This window comes from Enterovibrio sp. QJM3NY_24 (assembly GCF_057786035.1).
The window spans coordinates 329,024-348,149 of record NZ_CM173519.1; the positions used below are offsets into that span (position 1 = coordinate 329,024).

The 19,126-nt window shown below is 48.1% G+C and carries 15 protein-coding genes; 9 read left to right on the forward strand and 6 right to left on the reverse strand.

Annotated elements, in window-relative coordinates:
• Nucleotides 1–209: 209 nt before the first annotated feature.
• Nucleotides 210–419 carry a DUF1107 domain-containing protein gene (locus AC3CIC_RS01530; RefSeq protein WP_016959041.1) on the forward strand — a complete coding sequence of 70 codons (210 nt, stop codon included), beginning with the start codon at nucleotides 210–212 and terminating at the stop codon, nucleotides 417–419.
• Nucleotides 420–534: 115 nt separating this feature from the next.
• Here the strand turns inward: AC3CIC_RS01530 and msrA are convergent, their stop codons facing one another.
• Nucleotides 535–1,176: a peptide-methionine (S)-S-oxide reductase MsrA gene (msrA, locus tag AC3CIC_RS01535; protein WP_488515181.1), complete on the reverse strand. Its 642-nt coding sequence runs from the start codon at nucleotides 1,174–1,176 to the stop codon at nucleotides 535–537.
• A 149-nt stretch (nucleotides 1,177–1,325) separates the two neighbouring features.
• Here msrA and tamA point away from each other — a divergent pair, with 149 nt between their 5' ends.
• Nucleotides 1,326–3,050, forward strand: a complete 1,725-nt coding sequence (gene tamA, locus AC3CIC_RS01540) for an autotransporter assembly complex protein TamA (protein WP_488515182.1) — start codon at nucleotides 1,326–1,328, stop codon at nucleotides 3,048–3,050.
• Nucleotides 3,050–6,802, forward strand: coding sequence for an autotransporter assembly complex protein TamB (tamB, locus tag AC3CIC_RS01545; RefSeq protein ID WP_488515183.1), 3,753 nt, complete (start codon nucleotides 3,050–3,052; stop codon nucleotides 6,800–6,802). The genes tamA and tamB overlap by 1 nt, the downstream gene beginning before the upstream one ends.
• Before the next feature lie 102 nt (nucleotides 6,803–6,904).
• Here the strand turns inward: tamB and fbp are convergent, their stop codons facing one another.
• Entirely contained in the window at nucleotides 6,905–7,921 is a 1,017-nt protein-coding gene (gene fbp, locus AC3CIC_RS01550) for a class 1 fructose-bisphosphatase (protein ID WP_016959037.1), read from the reverse strand.
• Nucleotides 7,922–8,226: 305 nt separating this feature from the next.
• Between fbp and mpl the strand changes: the two genes are divergently transcribed.
• A complete protein-coding gene (gene mpl / locus AC3CIC_RS01555; protein ID WP_488515184.1) occupies nucleotides 8,227–9,585 on the forward strand; it encodes a UDP-N-acetylmuramate:L-alanyl-gamma-D-glutamyl-meso-diaminopimelate ligase in 1,359 nt (452 codons plus the stop codon).
• Between the two features lie 98 nt (nucleotides 9,586–9,683).
• Nucleotides 9,684–10,319 carry a flavin prenyltransferase UbiX gene (locus tag AC3CIC_RS01560; protein ID WP_488515185.1) on the forward strand — a complete coding sequence of 212 codons (636 nt, stop codon included), beginning with the start codon at nucleotides 9,684–9,686 and terminating at the stop codon, nucleotides 10,317–10,319.
• Between the two features lie 100 nt (nucleotides 10,320–10,419).
• Here AC3CIC_RS01560 and AC3CIC_RS01565 read toward each other — a convergent pair whose 3' ends face one another.
• The 3 genes from AC3CIC_RS01565 to argR form a co-directional block, all read right to left on the reverse strand.
• Nucleotides 10,420–10,857, reverse strand: coding sequence for a universal stress protein (locus tag AC3CIC_RS01565; protein ID WP_016959034.1), 438 nt, complete (start codon nucleotides 10,855–10,857; stop codon nucleotides 10,420–10,422).
• A gap of 57 nt (nucleotides 10,858–10,914) precedes the next feature.
• Nucleotides 10,915–13,488 (reverse strand): TRAP transporter permease, encoded by a 2,574-nt coding sequence (locus AC3CIC_RS01570; RefSeq protein WP_488515186.1) that lies wholly within the window; start codon nucleotides 13,486–13,488, stop codon nucleotides 10,915–10,917.
• Nucleotides 13,489–13,884: 396 nt separating this feature from the next.
• A complete protein-coding gene (argR, locus tag AC3CIC_RS01575; protein WP_016959032.1) occupies nucleotides 13,885–14,355 on the reverse strand; it encodes a transcriptional regulator ArgR in 471 nt (156 codons plus the stop codon).
• Between the two features lie 301 nt (nucleotides 14,356–14,656).
• On the opposite strand from argR, the gene mdh reads away from it, so the two are divergent.
• Complete coding sequence (gene mdh, locus AC3CIC_RS01580; protein ID WP_394212228.1) at nucleotides 14,657–15,592, forward strand: malate dehydrogenase; 936 nt, start codon at nucleotides 14,657–14,659, stop codon at nucleotides 15,590–15,592.
• Nucleotides 15,593–15,677: 85 nt separating this feature from the next.
• On the opposite strand, the gene ispB is transcribed toward mdh, so the two are convergent.
• Nucleotides 15,678–16,649 carry an octaprenyl diphosphate synthase gene (gene ispB / locus AC3CIC_RS01585; RefSeq protein ID WP_488515187.1) on the reverse strand — a complete coding sequence of 324 codons (972 nt, stop codon included), beginning with the start codon at nucleotides 16,647–16,649 and terminating at the stop codon, nucleotides 15,678–15,680.
• Between the two features lie 269 nt (nucleotides 16,650–16,918).
• On the opposite strand from ispB, the gene rplU reads away from it, so the two are divergent.
• The 3 genes from rplU to cgtA all read left to right on the forward strand — a co-directional run bounded on the left by rplU (nucleotide 16,919) and on the right by cgtA (nucleotide 19,073).
• The gene (gene rplU, locus AC3CIC_RS01590) at nucleotides 16,919–17,230 is read left to right on the forward strand and encodes a 50S ribosomal protein L21 (RefSeq protein WP_016959029.1); all 312 of its coding nucleotides are present in this window, start codon (nucleotides 16,919–16,921) and stop codon (nucleotides 17,228–17,230) included.
• Nucleotides 17,231–17,247: 17 nt separating this feature from the next.
• Nucleotides 17,248–17,505: a 50S ribosomal protein L27 gene (gene rpmA / locus AC3CIC_RS01595; protein WP_016959028.1), complete on the forward strand. Its 258-nt coding sequence runs from the start codon at nucleotides 17,248–17,250 to the stop codon at nucleotides 17,503–17,505.
• Nucleotides 17,506–17,888: 383 nt separating this feature from the next.
• Nucleotides 17,889–19,073, forward strand: a complete 1,185-nt coding sequence (gene cgtA / locus AC3CIC_RS01600; protein ID WP_016959027.1) for an Obg family GTPase CgtA — start codon at nucleotides 17,889–17,891, stop codon at nucleotides 19,071–19,073.
• The last annotated feature ends 53 nt before the right edge of the window (nucleotides 19,074–19,126 follow it).

Genomic DNA, 19,126 nt, shown 5'->3' on the forward strand with positions numbered 1-19,126 from the left:
GTCATATTTTTGCCATCTGGATATTTTTGGCTACGCTTACTCGGTGTGGCAGGAAATAGGGATAACCCGCCCATATCTAATGTCCAAGTTGTTATTGAGATAATCCCTGAACTTTTGGCATTCAGATTGCATCGCAGAAATGTCAGCCATTGGTGAAACTAATGGTGTGCGATACAGGTCTTTTACATTGGCATGGAAGGAGTTCATCAATGTTTCGTATTTTTAATCAGTACCGTCCGCGTCAGGTTGCTCGTTACGTGAAGGGTTTTTTTCGCGGTAGGCTTTATATCGATGGCGTTGGAGCATTTGAATTTGATGGCGGGAGATTGCTCCCCCCAACGAAAAAAGATAAGCGCGCGCTGACTGTGATGACTGAAGTGAATAATGAGATCCGAGCAATGACAGCTGCCGCTGCATAACACGCTGCTCTCTCGCTACTCTACATTGAAAAGCGCCCGTCGATGACGGGCGTTTGTGTTTCTGCGTTTTAGCGGTGAATCTGAGCCTATTCGCAACGTAAAAAGATCAACGCGTTCATCGCTCCCAAGGGGGCAAGCACACGCCTGTACCACCAATGCCGCAATAACCATTCGGGTTTTTATGCAGATACTGCTGATGGTATGTTTCGGCGAAATAGTAAGGCCCCGCAACATCAATCTCTGTCGTGATATCAGATGATTTCCCTGCGTTTGTCAGTGCTTGTTGATAAGCCTCTTTGCTGCTGAGTGCCGCCTCTTTTTGTTCGTCGTCAAAATAATAGATAGCCGAACGATATTGAGTTCCAACATCATTTCCTTGACGCATCCCTTGAGTGGGATCATGACTTTGCCAAAAGTGTGTCAAAATAGCCGCCAGAGAAATGTTATCTGGGTCATACACGACTTGTACTATTTCGGTATGCCCCGTTTGTGCAGTACACACGTCCTGATAAGTTGGGTTGACTGTAAAGCCACCGCTGTAGCCAACGGACGTTGAAATTACGCCATCTAGCTTCCAAAACAGGCGTTCAGCGCCCCAGAAGCAGCCCATTGCCAGTAAAATCTGCGCATGACCATCTGATGGGCTTTTGCTGAGTGACGTGCCATTGACGGCATGAGGGTCAGCCGGAATAATTTCAGCGGAGCGGTTAGGAAGTGCTTGTTCTGCAGTGATCGTGGTTTGTTTATTGTTAAGCATGCCGCGACTCCTTGTCGTCTGTATTTTTATGATTCCATATTTATCGTGGTTTGGTGCACTTTTGCAACAAGACATCTGATCATATGGAGGGTCATACTGTTCAGTAAGAATCAAATTGGCTCTCAGGGTGAGAGAAAGACGTACGGTTGATGATAAGAAAACGATTAATACCTTGGGTACTGAGTGGATTCGTGTTGGTGCCAGAAATGGCCATTGCCAGCGTGGATTTCGACATCAAAGGTTTAGATGATGCGCTCAAGGACAATGTCAGTATTTACATTGACGCCATCCCTGAAAGTGAACGACGACTGAATTTTCGCCTTCAAGCCCGTGTGGCAGATGAAACCAAAAAGGCGCTTCAGGCATTGGGTTACTACTCTCCCGTCATTGGTTTCAAGGTTGAAGACAAAACGTCAGACACGGATGCCACGATCGTACTGAACATAGACCCGGGTAAGCCGGTTCTCATTTCAGAGGTCGATATTCAGATCGACGGTGACGCCACCAAAGATGACGCTTTCACTAAGCTATTGGAAACGGCACCGAAAAAAGGCGACATCCTGGATCAGGGAAAATATGATTCGCTTAAATCGGCCATTCAAAGCCTCGCTATTCGTCGCGGCTACTTCGATGCAGATTATACCCTTTCTCGCTTGGAAGTGGCGCCAGGCCTTTATGAGGCATTTATACGGCTTCATTTCAGCAGCGGTATGCGTTTCCACTTCGGCAATGTGTACTATCACAACAGTCAAATTAACGAAGATCGTTTAAGTAGCATGCTGACGTTTAAAGAAGGTCAGCCTTATCTCGTTAGCGATCTCGGTGCTTTTAATCAAGCGTTGGCGAATACAGGTTGGTTTTCGTCTGTATTGGTCGAGGCTGGCCTAGACGATTTGCGTCAAGACAGAGTACCGATTTCGGTGAGCCTCGAACCTGCGCCGCGAAACCAGTTTGAGACGGGTATTGGCTATTCGACGGATGTCGGGCCTCGCGTGAAAATCGGTTGGAAAAAGCCGTGGTTCAACAGCCGTGGGCATAGCTTGAACACCGATCTCTATGTGTCAAAACCCAAGCAAACCCTTGAGTCGACCTACAAAATCCCCCTTGAAGATGTGCAGCGTGAGTATTATCAGGTTCAGGTGGGTGTTGAAAATATTGATAACAACGACACAAAAAGCTTAGAACTGACGTCTTCTGTTTCTCGTCACTGGAAATACGACACGGGCTGGCAGCGTTCGCTGTATCTACGTTGGTTGTATTCGGACTATACCCAGGCCAGTGTTTCAGACATATCTAACCTCATACTGCCCGGTATTAACTTTTTACGTGTCCGCAGCCGTGGTGGGGCTATGCCGTATTGGGGGGACAAACAGTCGATCACATTTGAAATGGCCGATCCCATCTGGGGAGCCGACATTAATCTTTATCGTGTGGTTGGACAAACCACGTGGATTCGAAGCCTTAACGATAATAATCGGTTCATTTTCCGCGCCAATGGCGGTGGTGTGTTTACTGATGAATTCGAACGTGTGCCGCCGTCACTGCGCTTTTTCGCCGGTGGTGATAACAGTATTCGTGGTTACAGTTATGAGTCGATTTCACCCAAAGATGCGGAAGGACAACTCGAGGGCGGCAGCTATTTGGCGACGGGATCGCTTGAATACAATTACCGTGTGACAGGCAATTGGTGGGCCGCTTTATTTACCGATGCAGGTGATGCTTGGACATCCAGTACACCAGAATGGAATACCTCGGTTGGCGTTGGTGTGCGTTGGCAATCCCCAGTCGGTCCCATCAGTTTGGATGTCGCACACGGGTTTGAAAATACCGATGATAATTTTATGATCCACTTTAGTTTAGGACCGGAATTGTAATGCGCTGGCTGAAACGTTTTGTCATTGCCATCATTCTGTTGTTGGTTCTCATTGTGCTGGTTGTCGGGGCATTGTTGCTGACGCCTGCTGGGGTAAGAATTGCAGTGTGGGGGGCTCAAGAAGCAGTACCTGAACTGACGATTGAGAAAAGCCAAGGCGCTCTGCTCAACGGCTTTACGCTAAGTGGTATTTCCTACCAAAGCCCGGCCTTCTCGTTGACGGGGAAATCTCTGTCGCTCGATATTGAAAGCAAATGTCTGTCTGGGCCTGCTTTGTGTGTTGAAAGGCTGACGGCTGACGGGTTGACGGTTACCGTCCGTGAAACAGAACCATCACCAGAAGAGCCTTCCGCGCCCATATCTCGGATCTCGACGCCTATTCCTGTGTTCTTAAGCGGCGTGTCTTTGAGTGACATATCCCTTGATATTCTCGGTACGAAAGTGCATTGGGACAGCTTCACTGCGGCAGCGCAAATGCAACGTGACACGCTGACGTTAAAACCGACCACGTGGCAAGGGATCAATGTGTCGCTTGCAACGACCAGTGATAGTGAGGTGAAAAGTGATCGTGCGGATGATGCTAAGAGCAAGGTAGGAAGCAGTGATAAAAACAATTCCGCAGAGGCTATTGTGCTGCCCGAGGTTTCGCTTCCGCTGAATGTAGTCATCGAACGTTTCGAGCTAAAAGATGCCACCTTATTGTTGCCAGAAAAACAGGTGATCAATCAGTTTTTATTGGTCGGAAAAGCCGCTGGAAATGATATTACGCTGTCGCAAGTGGTGCTGGACGCTGAACAAGGCAAAGTTTCTCTAAACGGCGATATTGCCTTGAAAGGCAATTACCCGCTGACCGTAGAAGCCGATGCCAATATTCGCATGGCGCCATTGGCTGGACATTCGCTGAGCTTAGATGCGAAAGGCGATCTCAGCGCCTTGGCGCTAGGCGCGCGCTTAACAGGCACCTTGCGAGCGAATCTTTCCGGAAAGGTGAACGTACTTGATCCGAATATACCGTTTGATTTGTTGTTAAATAGTAAGAATCTGCAATGGCCTATTGATACGGCTGCAGAATATCGGCTGACTTCAACGGCACTCAATGCCCGTGGCAGCCTGAAGCGCTATAACGCAACATTGAAAACTTCCGCCTCAGGCGATGTGATTCCTGATATGGCACTTTCAACCAAACTGAGCGGCGATTTGTCTGAAATCACCTTAAGTGATTTTAAGCTTGCGACGTTAGGCGGCGATATTGCAGGAACGGCAAATGTTGGTTGGGTGGGTAAGGTGAAATGGAAAACGGCGCTCGATTTTAATGACATTCAACCTGGTCTCCAGTGGCCAGAGGCGGAAGGTAAGCTCTCTGGACAATTTAAAAATGACGGTGAACTGACCTCTCAAGGGGGTTGGAAAGTCAATGTTCCCGAGCTGGATATTCAAGGTGTTGTTCGCGATCAAGCCTTGACCATCGTGGGGCAGGTGAATGCCTCTGATGTGAAAGGCAAAGGCGATATTAAGGTAGAAACCCAAGGTTTGTCACTGCGCCATGGGCCGAACCAAGTGGCTGTCACTGGACGCGTAGACAACACCTTAGATTTAAATTTGAAGCTGAACTTACCCAAGTTGTCGGCGTCTTTGCCACAAGCTGGCGGCAGTATTCAAGGTGATGTGGCTCTGTCGGGTACGTTGAAAAAGCCAACGGCGTCGATGACGCTAAATGCCAAGACATTGCGCTGGGAAGAGTTAGTGACAGTGCAAAGTGTCAATGTTCGTGGCTCGGTGACACCGCTCCCGATTATTGGCGGCGGTTTGATTGTTGATGTCACAGGGTTGAAAGCCGAAGGCGTGGATGTGTCTCAGTTATCGCTACGTGCCTCGGGCGATGAGAAAGATCAAACCCTGACAGTGTCCGTGAAGGGCAAGCCAGTGGGTGCTGATCTGGCGCTACGTGGCAGTTTGGATCGCGAAAAAGGCTGGAAAGGCACCTTGTATGAATCCAAGCTCACTACGCCAGTAGGGCCATGGAAACTCGCGAATGAGGTGCCGTTAGGCTTTGAACTTAAAACAGGCAAGGTCGATGTTGGCGCATTTTGTTGGACGCAAAGTCAAAGCCGGATCTGTTTGGATAAACCAATTTCGGTCTCTGACAGTGGCGCTGCACAGGTATCTATCGTCGACTTTAATCTCGATATTATTCAATCGTTTTTGCCCGTCACGACGACCTTATCGGGGGCGCTTAACGCCAACGCCGATGTGGCGTGGAAACCGGACGCACTGCCGACAGTGAAAGCCTCGATCACTTTAGGTAAAGGGCAACTGGTCGAGCAACTCGATCAGCCATTTACTTTGGGTTGGAATAAGAGTTCAGTGAACGCGACGCTGAAAGATGACAAGCTCAATGCCGATATCTTGATTGATGTGGCCAACAACGGATCAATTTCGCTTAATGCCTTAATGACCAACTTATCTGATAAGAAGCGCACATTGCAGAGCACCTTCGACATTAACGCCATCAATCTTGATCTGCTCGCGCCGTTGTTTGGCGAAGACACGCAATTTGATGGCATGCTCAATGGCAACGTTGTGATGAATGGCGATATCAATGCACCAACGGCGAACGGCAGCATCAAGCTGACAGGGTTGAAGCTACAAAGCCTTTCTGCACCCGTGGAAGTGCGGCAAGGTAATGTGACAATTGCGCTGACAGGTCACCAAGGCAACATCAATGGTGACATCAAAACACCGGATGGCGATCTTGTGTTATCCGGTAATGCGGACTGGCGTGATCTCAATGCTTGGCTGGCGACTCTCAACGTCAAAGGTCAGCGCTTGAAAGTGGTTGTTCCACCGATTGTGGCACTTGAAGTCAGCCCTGACATGACCTTGAAAGCAACACCTAAACAAATAGACGTAACCGGCAATGTTTCTGTGCCTTGGGGGCGCATTGTGGTTGAATCCTTGCCGGCCTCTGCGGTGCAGGTTTCCAGTGATGTGGTCATTTTGAATGATGATCTTAAACCGATTAGCGAGAACGAATCCTCCTCAATATCAATCAATGCAAAAATTGGTGTGAATATCGGTGACGATGTGCGACTAGAGGCTTTTGGTTTAGTCACAAACTTGGTTGGGAAACTCGATGTCAGCAGTAATAATAAAGGCCCAAGCGTTAGTGGAGAAATCAATTTAGAGGATGGGACATATCGATCGTTTGGTCAGGACTTGCTGATCCAAAAAGGTCAGATTCTGTTTAATGGGCCGCCAGCGCAACCGTATCTTCAAGTTGAGGCGATCCGTAACCCTGATGCGATTGATGATAATGTCGAAGCGGGTATTCGCGTAACTGGCCCTGCCGATGCTCCTGAGGTGAGTGTGTTCTCGGAACCTGCCATGCCACAAGCAAACGCGCTTTCTTACCTCACAAGAGGGCAGAATCTAGACGCCGAATCGGATGGCAATGCCATGACATCAATGCTTATTGGGCTAGGCCTTTCGCAAAGCGGAAAATTGGTCGGGAAACTAGGTGAGGCGTTTGGTGTGCAGGATCTAAGTCTAGATACATCAGGCAGTGGTAACGACGAGAAAGTCGAAGTATCGGGCTACATTCTTCCGGGTCTTCAAGTCAAATACGGTGTGGGGATATTTACCAGCCTGCCAGAGTTTACGGTGCGATATCGACTGCTGTCAGATTTGTATGTTGAAGCGGTATCCGGTGCTGATAACGCGGTGGATTTGCTATATCAATTCAGTATTAAATAGCGCACGGGTTATCTAGATAACATTGCCGATATTGTGAAGAAAGAAGCCCGCATTTGCGGGCTTCTTTCTGTCTTGATACTTCTGCGCATTTACGTTGTGCGTTTATTCAAGATCAGGGTTATCTCTCAAGAACTCTTCCACTTTATCTACCATGTGCGTTGAACCGACAAAATAGGGCACACGCTGGTGAAGCTCGGTGGGTTTAATATCAAGGATACGTTTTTCGCCGTCAGACGCTTTACCGCCCGCCTGTTCCATGATGAATGACATTGGGTTGCACTCATACAGTAGGCGAAGTTTGCCGCTTGGGTAGGCTGCCGTGCTCGGGTACAAGTAGATACCCCCTTTGAGCATGTTACGGTGAAAATCTGAAACTAAAGAGCCGATATAACGTGAGGTATATGGACGATTGTCTTCGGGTTCATTCTCTTGGCAGAATTTCAGGTACTTCTTCACCCCTTGCGGGAATTTAATGTAATTCCCTTCGTTGATCGAATAAATCGTTCCTTCCTCTGGAATTCGCATGTTTTCATGCGACAGGCAGAACACACCGATCGATGGGTCATAAGTGAAGCCATGAACGCCATTCCCTGTGGTGTACACCAACATGGTGGAAGAGCCATAAATGATATAGCCAGCTGCCACTTGTTGATTCCCTGGTTGTAGGAAATCTTCCATGGTCGCCGAGCTACCAATGGGAGAGACGCGACGGTAAATCGAGAAAATGGTACCGACGGAGACGTTGACGTCAATGTTGGAGGAACCGTCGAGTGGATCCATCAAAATGACGTATTTTGCATTGTGTCCTTGCGCGTTGTCGAAAATGACCGCGTCATCTTCCTCTTCACTGGCAACGCCACACACTTGATCCCTTGCTGCCATGGCTGACTTAAACTTCTCATTGGCATAGACGTCGAGTTTTTGTTGTTGTTCGCCTTGCACATTTTCGCTACCAAATGCCCCTGTAATATCAACCAAGCCAGCTTTGTTGATTTCACGGTGGACGATTTTTGCAGCGAGTCGGATAGAAGATAGCAGTGAGCTCAATTCACCGCTGGCATGAGGGTACTCATGCTGCTTTTCAATGATGAACTCGCCGAGTGTACGCATATCGGACATTTCAGATCCTTTTGATGTCTGTAACTAAATTCTTGGGTAAGATGCTTGAAAACAAAGAGGTGCACGCCGCAAGCGTTAGGCGAAAACTGCGCCTTATTTTCCAAGTTGATTCCATACTAAACTGAGTCACGCTATCTCGGCTGTACGCAACAATGCGCACATTGTCATGCCATGACTGGGCAAAAAATCAACTTGTTACAAAGTTTATAGTGTAGAACTTTTTATTCGTACCGAAGTAATTTGGACGTGTCCGGAACTGTGATCGCCCTGCGATACAGAACGGGTAACTAGGCTGGCGGAAGCGTATGCATATACATATTTTGGGAATTTGCGGCACTTTTATGGGTGGCGCAGCCATTCTGGCAAGACAGTTGGGTCATAAAGTGACGGGGTGTGATGCCAACGTGTATCCGCCAATGAGCACATTACTTGAATCACAAGGGATCGAGATCATCCAAGGTTACGATCCTTCTCAGCTGGATCCGGCTCCCGATCTGGTGGTGGTAGGGAATGCGATGAGTCGTGGCAATCCTTGCGTGGAATATGTGCTGAACAAAAACCTGAATTACACATCAGGCCCGCAATGGTTGCTGGATTTTCTTCTTAAAGATCGCTGGGTGCTGGCGGTAGCAGGCACCCATGGCAAAACCACGACTGCGAGCATGTTGGCGTGGGTGTTGGATTCATGCGGTTATCAGCCGGGCTTTTTGATTGGCGGTGTACCGGGCAACTTTGGTGTGTCTGCGCGTCTAGGCGAAAGCATGTTTTTTGTGGTTGAAGCCGATGAATATGACAGTGCCTTTTTCGATAAGCGCTCCAAGTTTGTTCACTACCATCCTCGTACATTGATCCTTAATAATCTTGAGTTCGATCATGCGGACATCTTCGATGATCTGGCCGCGATAAAACGTCAATTCCATCATCTTGTTCGCACGGTTCCGGGGATCGGACGCATTATTGCGCCATCGGAAGATCTGAATGTCAAAGACACCTTAGACATGGGATGTTGGAGCGAGCTGGAGTTTGCAGGTGAAGGTGGTCTCTGGCGCGCTGAAAAAAGACAAGCCGATGGTGGCGAATTTGATGTCTGGTTCGATGGCCAATGTGTGGGCGCAGTGCGCTGGGATTTGATTGGCGACCACAACGTCAACAATGCTTTGATGACGATTGCCGCGGCGCGTCACGTTGGTGTCACGCCTGATTTAGCGTGTGAAGCACTGGGAAGCTTTATTAACACCAAGCGTCGCCTTGAGCACAAGGGAGAATTTGCAGGTGTTACTGTGTATGACGATTTTGCTCACCATCCCACAGCCATCAAGACCACGCTGGAAGGGCTGAGAGCGAAAGTCGGTGAAAAACGTATTCTTGCTGTGCTTGAGCCGAGATCCAACACCATGAAGCTTGGCGTACATAAAGATGAGATTGCCCCTTCTTTAGACAGCGCAGATGCCGTCATCTTGTTCCAACCCGATCACATTAAATGGTCAGTCAAAGACATTGCTAAGGCATGTAAAGCGCCGGCGCAGACATTCGATGATATTGATCTTTTGGTAGAAGGCATTGCACAAGAAGCCCAAGCGGGAGACGTTATACTGGTGATGAGTAACGGCGGATTTGGCGGCATTCACGATAAGCTGCAACAGGTATTGGCACAGGGTGGCTAAGTTATGCAGCCAGGTGTTAGGCAATTACGTGAATGAATGGCAAATCAAAGCAAATAAGCAAAGCATGCAAAGGGAAACCATGACTAAGGCGTCAGACCATGATTAAAGCTTCAGAGAGCGACAAGCGCATTACACTAGTGTGGAGTGGGGCGTCAGGGGCTCCTTATGGCCTTCGTTTGTTAGAGTGCTTGTTAGCGGCAGATTACGAGGTGTTTTTGCTGGTGTCATCGGCCGCTCGCGTGGTGTTAGCGACGGAACATGGTTTGAAGTTACCTTCAGGTCCCGATGCGGCTAAAGAAGCACTCGTTAAACACTTGAGTGTGCCGACAGACAAGCTAGTGGTATGCGGTAAAGAAGACTGGTTCTCTCCGGTTGCGTCAGGCTCTGCAGCGCCAAAGAAAATGGTGGTGTGTCCGTGCTCGGCAGGATCGCTGGCGGCGATAGCTCATGGTATGTCGGATAACCTTGCTGAACGAGCCGCTGATGTGGTGTTGAAAGAGCGAGGGCAGTTATTGCTGGTGGTTCGTGAAACGCCATTTTCAACGCTTCATTTGGAAAATATGCTCAAGCTTTCCAAAATGGGTGTCACCATCATGCCTGCTGCACCAGGGTTTTATCATCAGCCTCAATCTATCGACGATTTGGTGGATTTCATGGTGGCGAGAATTCTTGATCATTTAGGTATTGAGCAGGTGTTGGTGCCTCGTTGGGGTTATGATCACCGCAGCGAATGATAGGGTGAAGCTCAAGCAAGATGGTATTGCAATAACACGATGAGATGAAATGAAAAAAGGGCGGTTCGCAATGACCGCCCTTTTTTATGTCTGAAGATTATCAGCCTTGTGGCTTTAAAATCAGCACGTTAACTTTCGATTGTTCCAACACTTTTGATGCCACTGAGCCGATCAATAGCTTGTTGGCTTTTGAGCGCTTATGGCTTGGCATAACAATCAAATCACAGCTCAGAGCGTCCGCCGTTTTCACGATCGCTTTGTAAGGCTTTCCTTCGGCAACGGAAATATCATACGCCACGCCATCAGGCACCATACGCTCTGCAAATGCTTTGAGGTTCAGTTTCACATCTTGCTTCATTTTACGCGCTGCGTCTTCTGGGAAATAAGACGCCACCATGGAATTGTGTATTCCTGGTAGTGCCGTCAAAAGATGCAAGGTCGCGCCAGTTTGAGCGGCTAACCAGACAGCATGTTCAACGGCGTTATCGGCAAAACTCTCATCATTCAAATCAACGGGGACCAGAATGTGTTTATACATGAGTGACACTCTCTTATTCGTTAGTGATCAGAAGGGGCGTTATCGCCCCAGCCGAAATTAAGCCGCTAGCTTTATGCGACGACGCTGATTCCATGCCAATACACCCAACAACAGGAAGGTTGGAATGAATACCCACTCTTTCATTGGTCGATCAGCCGGAGTGCTGACTTGAACGATTTCCCAATCAAAGTCGATGCCCGCTTTCTCTGCTGGGCTGCCGAATTGGATCATATCGACAAATTTCGCGCCGTCTTCATCACGAAGTTCCAACCCTGTCGACAAGACGCGAGCTAAACCTTCGGCTTGCGCGGTATCTATGGGCAGATGAACGTGCTTAGTGATGATGTCGCCATCGATATTTTCACCACGAACTTGCAAGTTAAGCGTTTGACCATCAGGCAGTTTTTCAGCCACTTCAATAATAGCAGAGCCTTCAAAGTCATTCGTTGGTGCGTATACCTCATCCCAGAAAAAGCCGGGACGGAACAATGCAAATGTGATGAGAAGCATTAAGATGGTTTCCCACCATTTATTACGCGTTAGCCACCATCCTTGGGTTGCAGCGGCAAACACGAGCATTGCTACGGTTGCTGAAACAATGGTTAGGATCAGGTGCACAGGACCATCAATATCGAGCAACAACAACTGGGTGTTGAAGACAAACATAAACGGCAAAATAGCAGTACGAATATCGTAGGTAAAACCCTGAATACCCGTTTTTATTGGGTCGGATTTGGCAATCGCAGCAGCAGCAAAAGCAGCCAAGCCCACTGGTGGCGTGTCATCGGCAAGAATACCGAAATAGAACACGAATAAGTGAACCGCAATCAATGGAATGATCAGGCCAGATTGTGCGCCTAAGGTAACAATAACCGGTGCCATCAGAGTCGATACGACGATGTAGTTCGCTGTGGTTGGCAAGCCCATACCAAGCAGCAAGCTGATCACTGCAGTGAACAGAAGCATGAGTATGATATTGCCGCCAGAGACAAATTCGACAAAGTCGGTCATCACTATGCCGATACCGGTTAGTGTCACAACGCCAACCACGATACCCGCGGCAGCTGTAGCAACACCGATACCGATCATGTTGCGCGCGCCTGTTACAAACGCTTCCGTCAGATCAACAAAGCCCGCTTTGGTTTCTGTATCCATTGGGTTCTTTTTGTTGAAAAACGCGAGCAGTGGACGGTGCGTCACAACGATAAACATCATGAACACTGTGGCCCAGAATGCAGACAAACCCGGTGAAAAACGTTCAACCGTTAAACACCAAACCAGTACAAAAATAGGCAGTAGGTAGTAAAGGCCTGCGCGTGCGGTTGGACCTGGGTCTGGTACTTCTGATAAATCTGCCGCGGCAGGGTCTTCAACTGCGTCTGATTTGTAGCGCGATGAGTAACGAACCAGTGCTACGTATGCGACCATCACAACAATACCGATTATCACGGTTGCCACTGAGCCGAAGGCTTCTTTGGTCCAACCGATGCCGTAATAGACAGCAAGGCTTAGCACAATCATGCCGACAATCACTGTCATGTAAGAGAACAAGCTCTCAAGGAACGTCGGTTTATGGCGGCGAGGTAGTCCTTCCATGCCCGCTTTACAGGCCTCTAGGTGGACAATATAAATCAGCGCGATGTAGGAAATCAGTGCGGGTAATACGGCCGCTTTGATGACTTCCACATAGGAAATGCCGACGTATTCGACCATGAGAAAAGCAGCAGCACCCATGATAGGTGGTGTTAGCTGACCATTGGTTGAAGCCGCCACTTCAACAGCACCGGCTTTGACACCGGAAAAGCCAACGCGCTTCATCAGAGGAATAGTAAACGTACCCGTGGTAACAACGTTCGCGATAGATGAGCCAGATACCAGACCTGAAAGTCCTGATGCTACAACCGCTGCTTTTGCCGGGCCGCCACGCATGTGACCGAGCAATGAGAATGCGACTTTAATGAAGTAGCCACCTGCGCCTGCTCTATCTAATAACGCACCAAATAGTACGAACAAGAATACGAACGAGGTTGACACCCCAAGGGCAACACCAAATACGCCTTCAGTGGTCAGCCATAGATGTGACATGGCTTTGTTGATGCTGGCGCCTTTGTGGGCGATGACATCTGGCATATGAGGGCCAGCAAAGGTGTAAAGCAAGAAGAAACCTGCCACGACCATTAACGGAGGACCCAGTGCGCGGCGTGTTGCTTCAAGCAACAACACCATGCCCATCACAGACACAACGATGTCCATTTGGGTGGGGGCACCGGATCGAGAAGCGAGTTCGTTATAGAACAGGAATAAATAACCTGCTGCAAAACTCCCTAGTGCAGCAAAGACCCAATCAATAGCGGGAATACGGTCACGAGGGGATGATTTAAACGCAGGATATGCGGTAAATGCCAAGAAGATGGCGAAAGCGAGATGTATAGATCGCGCTTCCGTGTCGTTGATTAGGCCCACTCCAAAAATGAATGGAAGTGGTGAAGCATACCAAAGCTGGAATAGAGACCAGCATAGTGGAACGAACCATAGAATTCGCCCCGGTATTCCTAATGGAGCTCTGGTCCCGGTGTCCGCTTGCGCAACAATGTCTTGAGCATCAAGCGGTGTCTCGGTCGTCTTCGTCATGCCATTGTCCCTTTTTCGGCAAGTAAAGTGTAAAAACATCTGACATCAGATGTGGATAACCCGCATCGAAGCGGGTTATCTCCTCAGCACGTTTAATACGGCTATTTCTTTTTCATCCAATGATGTCAGCTGTAACGCATAGTGTGGTTAAGGCTCGGTTTGCTAAGTGGAAATCACTATATATAACAGTAGATGATAACAAACTTGTATCGAGAATTTAAAACCGAAGAAATCTTTTGTCATGATATTTCACATCGAAGTGTGGCTTTGGGAGAAAGAAAATTCGAAAGTCTTAAAAATGAGAGGTTATTTGACGGGAATTAGTGAATATATGAGCAGGGAAATAGGCAGAAGCTTAAGAAAAACATCCTGCCTTAATTTAAGGTTTTTACCGTATTAACGACTGTAATCAAACAAACTGCATACCGAGTTAAAAAGGCCTTCGGTCGTGGTTGCGCGAGTTGGGGTAATAAAGATGGTGTCATCACCAGCGACAACGCCAAGAATGCCTTCTGCTTTACCCAACGAGTCGAGTAAACGGGCGATAAGCTGTGCAGCACCAGGACCCGTGTGAATCACAACCAATGCATCGTTGTAGTCGATATCCATGACCAACTCTTTGAGTGGGCTGCTAGTGGTTGGCACACCTAGTTCTACTGGCAGGCAATACACCATTTCCATTTTCGCGTTGCGAGTACGCACCGCGCCAAACTTAGTCAGCATACGAGAAACTTTTGATTGGTTAATGTTTTCGTAGCCTTGCCCTTTAAGCGCATCAACGATTTCACCCTGAGAGCTGAATTTTTCTTCTTTCAGGATTGCTTTGAAGGCTTTCACTAACTGGTCTTGTTTATCTGAATTGCGCATATTTCTTCTTTCTTACCCGTGTCACGATGGCGTATTTTTGCATAGTGATTCAGTCGCGGGCAATAAAATCCGCAGTAAAGTGACGCACCTATCACCTTTCAACAGCGGGAGAGACCATTAAAAAGAAAAATGAGAAGCGCGGCTTATCCTTACCTTGATAGGGTTGTCGACACTAACTGAAGCCACGTATGATGCGATTAGGTCTAAAACAAGGGAGTAGGTGTCGGCTATTTTGTAAACCTCAAAGACAACTACATCCCAAAGGTCTGATATAAAAATAATCGTAAATAAGGAGAACGAGATGAAAGTTGCTGTGATTGGCGCCGCTGGAGGCATTGGTCAAGCTTTAGCCCTGCTTTTGAAAAACCGTCTGCCTGCGGGCTCAGATCTGGCATTGTATGACATTGCCCCTGTGACACCTGGTGTTGCTGTTGATCTTAGCCACATCCCGACACCTGTAACGATCAAAGGCTACTGCGGTGAAGATCCAACCCCTGCACTCGAAGGTGCAGATGTGGTGTTGATCTCTGCGGGTGTTGCTCGTAAGCCTGGTATGGATCGTTCTGATCTGTTCAACGTAAATGCTGGCATCGTTCGTTCTCTCAGTGAAAAAATTGCTGATGTTTGCCCAAAAGCGTTGATCGGTATTATCACTAACCCTGTGAACACCACAGTGGCTATTGCGGCAGAAGTGCTGAAAGCCAAAGGTGTTTACGATAAGAAGCGTCTGTTTGGTATCACGACACTGGACATCATCCGTTCAGAGACCTTTGTGGCGGAGCTGAAAGGTAAAGATCCAAGCAACGTGTGTGTACCGGTTATCGGTGGTCACTCTGGTGTGACGATTCTGCCGCTGCTTTCTCAAGTAGAAGGTGTTGAGTTTACCGAAGAAGAAGTGGCTGCATTGACGCCACGTATCCAAAACGCGGGCACCGAAGTGGTCGAGGCGAAAGCGGGTGGCGGTTCTGCAACACTGTCTATGGGTCAAGCGGCATGTCGCTTTGGTCTTGCGCTGGTTCGTGCTGCGCAAGGCGAGAAAGACGTGGTTGAGTGTGCATATGTAGAAGGCGACGGTAAATACGCACGCTTTTTTGCACAACCTATTCGTTTGGGTAAAGACGGTGTAGAAGAAATTCTGGATCACGGCCCATTGAGTGCATTTGAGCAAGAAGCACTCGACAGCATGCTAGACACGCTACGTAAAGACATCACCTTGGGTGAAGAGTTTGTGAAGTAATCACAAGCCTGAAACGAAAAAAGCGGCTTATCAAGCCGCTTTTTTTATGTCTGATCGATGATAGAACAGAGAGAGTGCAATAAAGTTAGGTGCGACGACGTACAGCGATGTGTGCCAGCGCTTTTAATGCTTCTTTGTAATCAGACTCCGGCAAGGGGGTAAGCGCATCGATGGCTTTTGCCGCTTCTTGCTCAGCGCGTTGACGGGTGTATTCCAACGATCCGACTTGCTCCATACAAGCTAAGATAGCATCGAGCTTATCGAGGCCGTTGCCTTGCTCAATGGCTTCGTGGATCATCGCAGCTTGCTGTTCATTACCATTAGCCATCGCATGAAGTAGGGGCAGCGTTGGCTTACCTTCCGCCAAATCATCGCCCGTGTTCTTACCCATTTCGTCGCCTTGTGAGGTGTAATCCATCACGTCGTCGATCAGTTGGAATGCGGTGCCTAGATAGCGACCATAATCTTGCATGGCCGATTCGATGTTTTGCGGCGCGTCAGCAAGGATTGCACCAATCTGTGTGGCGGCCTCAAACAAACGTGCAGTTTTCGAATAGATCACCTGCATGTAGCTTTCTTCGGTCGTGTCGGGATCGTTGCAGTTCATTAACTGCAGCACTTCACCTTCCGCGATGACGTTTGTCGACTCACTCATGACATCAAGGATCCTTAAGGATCGAAGTTGTGTCATCATTTGAAACGAGCGCGTGTATATAAAATCGCCAACAAGCACGCTGGCAGCATTGCCAAACATGGCATTTGCGGTCGCTTTACCACGACGAAGATCGGACTCGTCCACGACATCATCATGGAGCAAGGTTGCAGTATGGATAAACTCGACAAACGCCGCGGCCGTCACATGGCCTTCACCTTGATAATTGAGTGATTTAGCTGCGAGCAATGCCAGCATAGGTCGTAGACGCTTGCCACCACCACTGACAATGTAAAAGCCCAGTTGGTTGATTAATGCGACATCAGAATCAAGTTGCGCAAGGATTTTTTTATCCACTTTTGCCATGTCATCGGCAATGAGTGCTTGGATGGTGTTAAAGTCCATTGATGCGTCCGGTCCAAGGGATGAATGCAGTCTGAAACTGTCATTTTTTCGATGATAGTACACTAAATTTTCAGCCTCTACACAGGGTCTTTGGTGAGAAAAACAAGGGTTAGCAACAGTGGACAGGTTTTCACCAATTTTCTTTCATTGCCCTCTTGCCAGTCGACAAATCTTGCCGTAGAATTCGCGCCCTATTGATGAATTAAATGCGCACCCCTCACTGTATACTTTTTAAACGCAGTAGGCTGTGCGGAAATGCGGAGAAACCCATGTACGCAGTTTTCCAAAGTGGTGGTAAACAACACCGTGTAAGCGAAGGCCAAACTATTCGCTTGGAAAAGCTAGACATTGAAACTGGCTCATCAGTTGAGTTTGATTCAGTTCTGCTGGTTGCTAACGGTGAAGAAGTCACTGTTGGTGCACCGTTCCTGGCTGGCGGCAAAGTAACTGCTGAAGTAGTTACCCACGGTCGTGGCGACAAAGTTAAAGTCGTTAAATTCCGTCGTCGTAAGCATTCTCGTAAGCAAATGGGCCACCGTCAGTGGTTCACTGAAGTCAAAATTACTGGCATCAGCGCTTAATTTAGGAGAAGAGAAAAATGGCACATAAAAAAGCAGGCGGTTCTACTCGTAACGGCCGTGATTCAGAAAGCAAACGTCTAGGTGTTAAGCGCTTCGGTGGTCAATCTGTTCTTGCAGGTAACATCATCGTTCGTCAACGTGGTACTAAATTCCACGCTGGCACTAATGTAGGTTGCGGTAAAGACCACACTCTATTCGCTTTGACTGATGGCAAAGTGAAGTTCGAAGTTAAAGGTCCTAAGAACCGTAAGTTCATTAGTATCGAAGCTGAATAATAGCACTCGAACTTATTCTGAAGCCCTGCCTTACGGCGGGGCTTTTTGTTGTATATCCAAGTGACTTTTAAGAAGGGCGCTACTGCCACTTTGACGTGACTTGGATATATAGCGTTTAAAGGCGACTAAGCAGCTATATATTTGCGTGAACTTCGCTCTGTCGAAGTGTAGGGATTCTCGTCACGCAAACGTCACAGGTGTTACGAATAAGTTTGTTCGAACACAATGAATGACGATATCAAACGAAGTGCGGCATTTGATCCTAAGATCATTATGATCATCAGCCCAAAGTGCTCCATCAGGGTGCTGCTAAATCGCCAATGTTAACCCGCAGTCACGTAATACCTAACGTAGTTTAGGTTGTGCTGGGTATGGAGAAAAAAATGAAATTTGTAGACGAAGCGGTGATCCGCGTTGAAGCGGGAGATGGCGGCAATGGTACCGTTAGCTTCCGTCGTGAAAAATATGTTCCTCGTGGTGGACCTGACGGCGGCGACGGTGGCGATGGTGGCGATGTTTACCTGCTAGCCGATGAAAACCTCAATACGTTGATCGATTTCCGTTTTGAGCGTTTCCATGCAGCGCTACGTGGTGAAAATGGTCGTGCGGGTAACTGCACCGGCAAGCGCGGTGATGATCTGATATTGAAAGTACCAGTGGGTACACGTGCGGTTGATGAAGATACTGGCGAAATCATTGCCGATCTCACCCAGCATGAAATGAAGATCATGGTTGCGAAAGGTGGCTGGCATGGATTGGGTAACACTCGATTCAAGTCATCAGTAAACCGCGCACCTCGCCAGAAGAGTATGGGCACTAAAGGTGAATTACGTCACCTACGCCTAGAACTCTTGTTGCTGGCTGATGTTGGTATGCTTGGCTTGCCTAACGCAGGTAAATCGACCTTTATTCGTGCGGTATCCGCAGCAAAACCAAAAGTGGCGGATTACCCGTTTACTACTTTGGTGCCAAGTCTTGGTGTTGTGCGTGTCGCGCAGGATAAGAGCTTTGTTGTTGCCGATATCCCAGGTTTGATCGAAGGTGCTGCGGAAGGCGCGGGTCTGGGTATTCGCTTCTTGAAGCACCTAGAGCGTTGCCGTGTCCTACTGCACATGATTGATTTGATGCCTGTTGATGGCTCGGATCCTGTCGATAACGCCTTTACTATCATTGAAGAGCTTCAGCGCTACAGCGAAAAGCTGGCGGATAAGCCGCGTTGGATCGTCTTCAATAAGATGGATCTGATCTCGGAAGAAGAAGCAGAAGCTCAGATTGAGCGCGTTTTAGAAGCGCTTGGTTGGGATGAACCTTATTACGCGATTTCTGCGATCAATAAAGGCAACACTCAACAACTGACGTTTGATCTGATGGAATTCATCCAGACTCTGCCTGCTGAGTTGACTCAGGAAGTTGCAGAAGAAAGTAAAGTTGAATTCAAGTGGGATGATTACCACGAGCAGCAGCTTAAGAAGCAGCAAGAAAGCGCTGATGACGACGATGATGATGAGGATGATTGGGACGACTGGAACGAGGACGACTACGACGTCGAAATCATTTACCGTCCATAATTATCGGTCATAGAGAAAACCGCCTTATAGAGGCGGTTTTTTTTCATCCAAAT

What these genes read in the sequence shown, in the direction of transcription:
- rpmA (WP_016959028.1), top strand. Translation starts at nt 17,248, where the DNA reads ATGGCACATAAAAAAGCAGGCGGTTCTACTCGTAACGGCCGTGATTCA.
- mdh (WP_394212228.1), top strand. Translation starts at nt 14,657, where the DNA reads ATGAAAGTTGCTGTGATTGGCGCCGCTGGAGGCATTGGTCAAGCTTTA.
- AC3CIC_RS01570 (WP_488515186.1), bottom strand. Translation starts at nt 13,488, where the DNA reads ATGACGAAGACGACCGAGACACCGCTTGATGCTCAAGACATTGTTGCG.
- tamA (WP_488515182.1), top strand. Translation starts at nt 1,326, where the DNA reads ATGATAAGAAAACGATTAATACCTTGGGTACTGAGTGGATTCGTGTTG.
- rplU (WP_016959029.1), top strand. Translation starts at nt 16,919, where the DNA reads ATGTACGCAGTTTTCCAAAGTGGTGGTAAACAACACCGTGTAAGCGAA.
- msrA (WP_488515181.1), bottom strand. Translation starts at nt 1,176, where the DNA reads ATGCTTAACAATAAACAAACCACGATCACTGCAGAACAAGCACTTCCT.
- AC3CIC_RS01565 (WP_016959034.1), bottom strand. Translation starts at nt 10,857, where the DNA reads ATGTATAAACACATTCTGGTCCCCGTTGATTTGAATGATGAGAGTTTT.
- tamB (WP_488515183.1), top strand. Translation starts at nt 3,050, where the DNA reads ATGCGCTGGCTGAAACGTTTTGTCATTGCCATCATTCTGTTGTTGGTT.
- mpl (WP_488515184.1), top strand. Translation starts at nt 8,227, where the DNA reads ATGCATATACATATTTTGGGAATTTGCGGCACTTTTATGGGTGGCGCA.
- cgtA (WP_016959027.1), top strand. Translation starts at nt 17,889, where the DNA reads ATGAAATTTGTAGACGAAGCGGTGATCCGCGTTGAAGCGGGAGATGGC.
- AC3CIC_RS01560 (WP_488515185.1), top strand. Translation starts at nt 9,684, where the DNA reads ATGATTAAAGCTTCAGAGAGCGACAAGCGCATTACACTAGTGTGGAGT.
- ispB (WP_488515187.1), bottom strand. Translation starts at nt 16,649, where the DNA reads ATGGACTTTAACACCATCCAAGCACTCATTGCCGATGACATGGCAAAA.
- argR (WP_016959032.1), bottom strand. Translation starts at nt 14,355, where the DNA reads ATGCGCAATTCAGATAAACAAGACCAGTTAGTGAAAGCCTTCAAAGCA.
- fbp (WP_016959037.1), bottom strand. Translation starts at nt 7,921, where the DNA reads ATGTCCGATATGCGTACACTCGGCGAGTTCATCATTGAAAAGCAGCAT.
- AC3CIC_RS01530 (WP_016959041.1), top strand. Translation starts at nt 210, where the DNA reads ATGTTTCGTATTTTTAATCAGTACCGTCCGCGTCAGGTTGCTCGTTAC.